At 55.6% G+C, this 7,809-nt stretch carries 6 protein-coding genes and 1 tRNA gene; 2 read left to right on the forward strand and 5 right to left on the reverse strand.

All coding sequences use genetic code 11. From position 1 onward, the window contains the following. Positions 1–248: 248 nt before the first annotated feature. The 5 genes from CDA63_RS19470 to CDA63_RS19490 all read right to left on the reverse strand — a co-directional run bounded on the left by CDA63_RS19470 (position 249) and on the right by CDA63_RS19490 (position 6,165). Positions 249–944 (reverse strand): DUF4476 domain-containing protein, encoded by a 696-nt coding sequence (locus CDA63_RS19470; protein ID WP_088466127.1) that lies wholly within the window; start codon positions 942–944, stop codon positions 249–251. 148 nt (positions 945–1,092) lie between these two features. Then, on the reverse strand, positions 1,093–3,024 hold the full coding sequence (locus CDA63_RS19475; RefSeq protein ID WP_088466128.1) for an OmpA family protein: 1,932 nt from the start codon (positions 3,022–3,024) through the stop codon (positions 1,093–1,095). Positions 3,025–3,130: 106 nt separating this feature from the next. Further along, entirely contained in the window at positions 3,131–3,616 is a 486-nt protein-coding gene (locus tag CDA63_RS19480) for a hypothetical protein (protein WP_088466129.1), read from the reverse strand. 132 nt (positions 3,617–3,748) lie between these two features. Next, entirely contained in the window at positions 3,749–4,645 is an 897-nt protein-coding gene (locus tag CDA63_RS19485) for a (Fe-S)-binding protein (protein WP_165768412.1), read from the reverse strand. A gap of 116 nt (positions 4,646–4,761) precedes the next feature. Continuing rightward, positions 4,762–6,165 carry a (Fe-S)-binding protein gene (locus tag CDA63_RS19490; RefSeq protein ID WP_088466131.1) on the reverse strand — a complete coding sequence of 468 codons (1,404 nt, stop codon included), beginning with the start codon at positions 6,163–6,165 and terminating at the stop codon, positions 4,762–4,764. Positions 6,166–6,345: 180 nt separating this feature from the next. Between CDA63_RS19490 and CDA63_RS19495 the strand changes: the two genes are divergently transcribed. Beyond that, a tRNA-Phe gene (locus CDA63_RS19495) sits at positions 6,346–6,418 on the forward strand. 332 nt (positions 6,419–6,750) lie between these two features. After that, positions 6,751–7,713, forward strand: a complete 963-nt coding sequence (locus tag CDA63_RS19500; protein WP_088466132.1) for an AlbA family DNA-binding domain-containing protein — start codon at positions 6,751–6,753, stop codon at positions 7,711–7,713. The last annotated feature ends 96 nt before the right edge of the window (positions 7,714–7,809 follow it).

Raw genomic sequence — 7,809 nt, forward strand, 5'->3', positions numbered from 1 at the left:
CTCCGGAGCAAAAAACTTTTTCAAGTCCTGGCTGCCGTAGCGGCCGGTCCCTTCCGCGTTTCGGATTGGGAGTGCAAAAGTGCGGCATCTATCCCGCTTCTGCAAACCCAGGCCTTGAAATACCTGTGTAGGACCCGCTTTGGCTCACACAGTCAGCGACTTTCTTTTTAACGCGTAAGCTAATAGGGCTTCCCTTGGGGGCTGCTGCAACAGTCCAAGGGAAGCCCTCTAATGACACAAAAAGCGGTTTAACGGACGGATTGCACGTATCGCTGGACTTCCTGAATACTGGAAGTAAAGACCAAGGCATCATATACCTGGTAGAAATTGTGCCGGTCGAACACGTGCCCATATAGGTATTTGGCGGTTTCGATTCGGTTTTGGTCGAATGCCAGGGACTGAATGAGGCGGCGGGCATCTAGGGCTTCGATGGTGACATCGTGCAGGGCATCGTGCATGAGGGCTATTTTGGCATCATCGAATGCCTGTCGCTGGATGGTTTGGAGCAGCCCATTCACTTCGTTTGGGCTCATGCTATATATAGGAGCCGAATAAGTTGCTCCTGGGTACGTCCCGGGGATAGGCCTTGCATGTACCGGGGGCGCTAAGGGTACCGTATTAATCGCGCGCAATGATGGTGGAAAGCCGGGGCGGGCCAGCAACACGAAGTTAGTCTCGAAACCATCGGCCAGAAAGAGCTGCGTGCGGTAGCTCACGTTCTGCCCTCGCCCTACGGGAATGAAGAAGTCGGCCCAATGGTAACCGGGCTGTAACTGTTCCAGATATATCTGGGGAATGGCACCCCGGGTAACGGGTCGGCCATCGAGCAAAAGGCGGAAGGATAAGCCCCGCTCGCCGGAAATACTGGCCGCGACTGGTGCGGCCCGGAGTGCACTGGTTACCAGCAATAGGATACTCAGGAGCAGAAGTAAGGGCTTTTTCATGGGAGGGGAGCGGAGGAAAGCTATTCTTCCGGGCTAAAGCCAAGGACTATGCCACTTCCTCCTGCAGCCCCTCCCCTATCAATGTAAAAACAAGCCGCCCGACCTGCTGGAGCAGACCGAGCGGCACATCAATGACTGTAAAGCCTTGTTACTGCGCGATTTTGGTCACCTTGAACTCGGTGCGGCGGTTGCGCTGGTACTCCTCCTCGGTTTTGGCATTCGCAATTACCGGCCGCGACTCGCCGTAGCCCCGGGCTGTAATACGGCTGCGGTCGACTCCTTTAGAGATGATATAATCGACGGCCGACTGGGCCCGGCGTTGCGAAAGCGCTTGGTTGTAGGCATCCTTACCGCGGGAGTCGGTGTGAGAGCTCAACTCGATGGTGATTTTGGGGTTGTCGTTAAGAGTTTCCACTAACTTATCGAGTTCCAACGCGGCATCGGGTCGGATGTTGGCTTTGTCGTAGTCGTAGAAGATGTTGTCAACTACGATGGCTTTGTTCTTCACGATTTTGGTGAGCGTGAGCGTTACGGGTATCCGCACTTCGTTCACGGGATTAGGCAACGCCTCTTGGGCGGGCTTGCGTCCAATGGTGGTCAGGGAGTTGCGGGCCGTAAAATACCCGTCGCGGTTGGCGACGAGGGAGTAACTGGCCGCAGTTGAGTCGAGCTTGAAGGTAAACTTACCGTCAGGGCTGGTGGTGGTGGTTTGCAGTTGCTGGCCGGTGGCCCCAAACAGCGTGACGGTTTCGTTGGGCACGGCCGTGGTGCTGCCGGTCTGGTCGTTGCGCTCTACCAGCGTGCCATCGGCCAGGAAAGTGACCAGCTTGGTGCGGTTCTCACGGAAGCGGTACAAGTCGTCGGAGCCTTTGCCACCGGCCCGGTTCGAGGAAAATACCCCTGCCTGCTTATCGAGGAAGAAGGGGGCGAAGTCGTCGCCGTTGCTGTTGATGGGGGCGCCCAGGTTTTGGGCCTTGCCTTTATCGAGCTTGAAAATATCGAGCTTGCCCAGGCCGGGGTGGCCATCGGAGGAGAAGTAGAGCACGCCATCGGGTGAAATGGCCGGGAAGTTCTCATTGCCGACTGTGTTCACCTTATCGCCTAGGTTTTCGGGGGCGCCAAAGCGGCCCGGGCTTTCCATGATGGCCTTGTACAAGTCGCTGCCGCCGAGGCCGCCCTTGCGGGTGGAGGCGAAGTAGAGCGTCTGGCCATCGGGCGAGAATACCGGCGAAAACTCGTCGGCGGTACTGCTGTTCACGCCGCGCAGGATTTCGGGCTCGGTCCAGGCGGCTTCGCGGTAGTAAGAAACCCACAGATCTACGCTCAGGTACCCCTTTTTCGAACCGTCGTTCGAGCGGGCGAACACCAGCATTTTGCCATCGGGCGAGTAGGTGGCGCTGGCTTCGTGGCGGTTGGCGGAGTTAACAATGGGGTCAAGCTTGCGAATGGTGCCGCCAGTAAGCTGCTGGGCATCGGCGAACTGCACGGCGTAGAGGTCGTTGAACCCTTCTCCATTGCCGGGATACACCTTGCCGTCGCGGCCTGAGGCGAAAACCAGCTCTTTGGTATCGGGGATGCGGGTGGTGCTGAACTCGGAAGCGGGCGTGTTGATTTCGTCGAGCGGCGACACCTCGCTGTTGGTCCGCATGGCCGACAGTTCGCGGGAGGCCAACGCATTTTTGGCTTCGGCTTCGGCCTGAGCAGCCAAGTTGCGGTTGCTGCCGGTTTCGGCGTACTTCGTGAACTGCTCGGCGGCCTCGTCGAACTTGCCATTGGCCCGTAGCGCCGAGGCATAATAATAACCGGCGTCGGCTTTACGGGCGCCGCCGTCTATGGCGGCTTTGTAGTACCCTTCGGCCTGGTCGATACGGTTGGAGAGGCGGTACGATTCGGCGAGGCTATAATTGGCAGCGGCCACGTTCTTGCCTTTGGCCACATCGGCCTTATATAAGGTAATAGCCGACTCGTACTCGCCGCGTGCAAACCGTTTATCAGCTTTACTCAAGCCCCCGGTGGTGGCACAACCCGCGAGCAGAGTGGCCGAGCCCACGGCCGTCCATAACAGAACAGAATTTTTCATAGAGAAAGGAAAAAGGAACCGGGTGATGAACCTCTCCGGGGCTGGCTTAGCGTGAATAGTGGGGCTAATATGCAAGTTTTCCGGTGGAAGAGCCTGTTCTAGGGTATCAATTGAAATAACGGGCAAGCCAGGTAGTGGCTGCCGGGGCAGGCCAGCGTTCCAGCAGTTGCCCCTGCTGCCCGATGGTGTTATCGAAGTAAAGGGTTTCGGGTACCAACGTACCGGCGGCTACTGCTGGGCGCAGTTCCCGCCGGTCGAGCAGTCGGACTTCGCCACCGACCAGAAAAGCCAGCTTCGACTTTTCCAGCAGCTCCACCCCCAACTCCTGCTCAATGCCTTGCACGAAACGGACCGAAGCATCAATTGAACAGCCACTGGCATCGGCCACGGCTTCATCGAGCCCAACTACCAGAAACTGGTCGTGGAGCACAACGGCCGAGGCCGCTAGGTTACGGCCGTGGCTGGTCCATTCGTGGGCGAAGCGGTGCAGGGCCGGTTGCAGGCTTGCCTGTTCGGCGGCTGTGAGGGGGCGGGTGGCCTGGTATATCCAGATGCGGGCCGAAGCCGGCAACTGCTCGAAGGGAACGTACATGGGAGACACTTGGGATTCGGATGTTGGGCTTATGCCATGCGGCAACCCTGCGCTACATACTACAAAGAAACAGCCCCGGCCGGAAGTTCCGGCCGGGGCTGTTTTCAGTATCCTATTATAGCACGAAGCAATTTAGGCATTCAGGCCCTCAGCAGAGGCGATAAGCTCGGCCAGGTCGAAGACCTGCACGTTCTGCTCGCGCTCTTTATTTTTCACGCCGTCAGCCATCATGGTCATGCAAAACGGGCAGGCTACGGCAATTACGCTGTTGGCAGAACCAGCGCCGGCGGGTACGGCGGGGGCATTGCTCTGCACACCTTGCAGGTTTTCCAGCGCGGCGGCGTTACCATCGAGGGTGGCTAAGGCTTCCTCGGTGCGCTCGATGTTCACCTCTTTGTTGCCGGGCTCGGCATCTTTCCACATTTGCGCGCCGCCGCCGCCGCAGCAGAGGCCATTGGTTTTGCAGCGCTTCATCTCTACCAAATCGGCATCCAGTACTTCCAGTACAGCGCGGGGAGCCTCATAGATGTTGTTGGAGCGGCCCAGGTAGCAGGAGTCGTGGAACGTGATGCGGCGGCCTTTGAACGATTCGCCGCCCTGGGCCGTCACCTTACCCTCGTTAATGAGCTGCTGCAGGAAGGTGCTGTGGTGAATTACCTCGTAGTTGCCACCGAGGGCAGGGTACTCGTTTTTGATGGTGTTAAAGCAGTGCGGGCAGGCCGTTACAACCTTCTTGATGCCGTAGCCGTCGAGCGTGGCAATATTGGTCATGGCCTGCATCTGAAACAGGAACTCGTTGCCGGCCCGTTTGGCCGGGTCGCCGGTGCAGCTTTCCTCCTTGCCCAGCACGGCGTAGTTCACGCCCACGTGGTCGAGGATACGGACGAAAGCCCGGGTTACGCGCTTGTACCGGTCGTCGAAGGCGCCGGCGCAGCCCACCCAGAACAAGATTTCCGGGCTTTCGCCGCGGGCGGCCAAATCGGCCATGACGGGAACAGAAACGGGACGCTTGGCAGTTTGCTCAGCCATTATTTTGAGAAGCTAGGAGTCAGGAGTTAGAAGATAGAATTCACCGGATGGAATTCCGTTTTGAAGGAGGAAGCGGTAACAGGAAAGAATTGAAAGCACGGACTGCCTTCTGAATCCTAGCTCCTGACTTCCAGCTCCTTTTTGTCCGCTACGAATAGCTCGTCGGCCCAGTTGAAGCGGTCGGATGGCGAGAAGGCCCAGGGCGCACCGTTGTTTTCGATGTTGCTGAACATGGCGTTCAGGGCGTTGGGGGCGGCCGACTCTTCGAGCACCAGGAAGCGGCGCATCTCGATGATGCTTTCCAGCGGGTTGATGTTCACGGGGCAGGCCTCGACGCACGCGTTGCAGGTAGTGCAGGCCCAGAGCTCTTCGGGCGTTACGTAACCGCGCAGCAGGGTGTGGTTTTCCTTGTCGAGCTGCTCCTGGGGGTCGTGCTTGGCTTCTTTACCGTACAGGGCCGGGTTGAAGAGGAGCGGCTCGTTGTACTTCTCCTCCATCCGGTCGCGGGTATCCATGATGATTTTGCGGGGCGAGAGGAGCTTGCCGGTGAGGTTGGCCGGGCACACCGACGTGCAACGCCCGCACTCGGTGCAGGAATAAGCGTTGAGCAGGTTGGTCCAGGCTAAGTCGTTCACGTCCTTGGCCCCAAAGGGCGTGGGTGCCACAGCCGAACCGTCGGGGTTGGTAGCCGGAGCGGGCACGGGGTAGCTCGGGTCCATCATGGCCTTCACCTCGTGGGTGATACTATCTACGTTCGAGAACTGCCCCTGCGGAATCAGCCGCGAGAAGTACACGTTCGGGAACGCCATAATAATATGGAAGTGCTTGCTGCTGGGTAGGTAGTTCAGAAACAGCAGAATGCCCACAATGTGCGACCACCAGCCGATGCGTTCCAGTACGTGCAGCATTGGTACACTGTCGGGCAGCAATCCGGTCAGGAACTGGCTAACGGGGAACGAGCCCGGCATGGTCAGGTTTTGCAACTGATGTGCCTTCAAATCGGCCGTGTTCATTAGAAATAGGGCCACCATCAGCACCACCTCCACATACAGGATGATATTGCCATCCATTTTAGGCCAAGCCCGCATTTCGGAGCCCGTGAAGCGGCGCACCACGTTCACGTTGCGCCGCCACCAGAAGGCCGTGACGGCCACCACTACCAGTGCCCCCAGAATCTCGTTGGTGCCGGTCAGGGCCGAATAGGCCGGGCCGGCGAACTGCAGGAAGCGGTGAGTGCCAAACAGGCCATCAACCATAATCTCGATGACCTCGATGTTGATGACGATGAAACCTACATACACAATCAGGTGCAGGAAGGCCGGCGTCAGACGTTTGAACATCTTCTGCTGGCCAAAAGCCACGAGCAGCGTTTTCCAGAGCCGGTCGTTCACGTCGCCGCTTACGTCCCGGTCGCGCCCCATCAGCACGTTGGCCCGGATGCGGCTAGCCTGCCAGGCAAACAAGCCGAAGCCCGCCAGCGCTACTAGCAGAAAGAGAATGTTCTGAATAGAGAAATGCACAGGAAAAGGGTAAGTTTAAGGTTGGAGCCGAAATATACTCGTTATGCATAACAAATTACAGCTTTGCGGCCCTTTAGTTTTCTTTTTGCAGATTTTTTTTGACTTCGATTTGCAGGTTAAAAATGCTTTACTACTTTTGTGCTCCCCAACGGCCAATAGGCCTGCCGGGAACCACGAGCTGGTAATGTAGCTCAGTTGGTAGAGCACAGCACTGAAAATGCTGGTGTCGTTGGTTCGATTCCAATCATTACCACAAGAAAGCCCGATTCTGTCCCAGAATCGGGCTTTTTGTTGTTTTGGGGTACACTACAGGGCACAGAAAGCGATTATCTATTGCAAATTATAAGTCGTTCCGCAACGTATTCAGCCTATAACCCAGTGGACGAGACTGAACATATAGTACTGCCCTTGGTGATTTAATCGCCGTGATGCAGTGTTTCTTGCTAGTTAAATGCCTGTGCGATATTAGCTTCGGTAGCCAATAGAGGGCACCGTAGCCTGATGTTAGCCGGATAGGAGGCACGCAAAGTGTTATTTAGCTATTTTTGGTGACCGCGCAACGATTACCTGCTGTTCAGCTAGTAAATGACACCATCGCCTCTCTCTAAGCCTCTCTCCCGTCAGCTGTCGTTGTTCGGCATTGAACCTCTTGACGTGAACACTGACGTAAGCTCCCTTGTCAACAGTCCAGAAAACCAATGGTTTGATAGAAAGAGTAGTAGGATAGCGGCTGACAGTCTAGCGAAATGCATGATTGGCCTCGCAAACGCAGACGGAGGACGCGTAGTTATTGGTGTTTCTAATGGTCAGATAGAAGGCATCAACGAATACTCAAAGCAGTTGAACGACTGGGTACAGGCTGGTCGAGATCATGCTGATCCGCCTGTAAGGAATACTGTTCGGTATCTAGTCTGTTCCAATAAGGATGGTCGAGCAGACAGGCTATTAATTCTTGATGTCGAAGCGAGCGAGACTATCCACCGAAATAAGAAAGGAGAGTGCTTTTTGCGGGTTGGTGATGAAACCCGCAAAATTGGGATTATAGAAGAGAGGGAACTTGCTTTTGACAAAGGCGAGGCAATATTTGACAAGTCAATCGTACCTGATTTATTCAGAGATGATTTGGACCTCGATCAAATTCATGCATATGCTGAAAGGATGCGAGCGAATGACACAGATGCATTGATGCGGCATCGAGGCATCTATATAGATCGTGGAGCTAGGCAAGGAGTAACTCAAGCTGGACAACTACTTTTCGGTTTAATACCTCCTCTTTGGTCATATATTAGGTATCAGAAATACGATGGAACTGTAGCCGAAACAGGAACAAGATCAAATCTGCGCGAAGACATTCGTTTAGAAGGCACTATACCCAACTTGCTTGAGCAAGCTCAGAAGCTGCTACTGAGTGAAGTAGGAACTGTAATTAGATTGATAGGCAACGGTAGATTCGCCCGCGTACCTGCTTTGCCTGAATTCGCTTGGCTTGAGGCTGTTGTCAATGCATTAACCCATCGTTCCTACAGTCTGCATGGTGATGGAATATGAGGTGGTCTAGCTAAGCCGGACACAATTGGGACGTTGTTTGAAGATGGGTTTCAAAGTGATTGGGCGATTGATAGCCGAGGGCAGAATGCCGGCGTT

It is taken from the genome of Hymenobacter amundsenii (assembly GCF_002204745.1).
GTDB classification, from domain to species: Bacteria; Bacteroidota; Bacteroidia; order Cytophagales; family Hymenobacteraceae; genus Hymenobacter; species Hymenobacter amundsenii.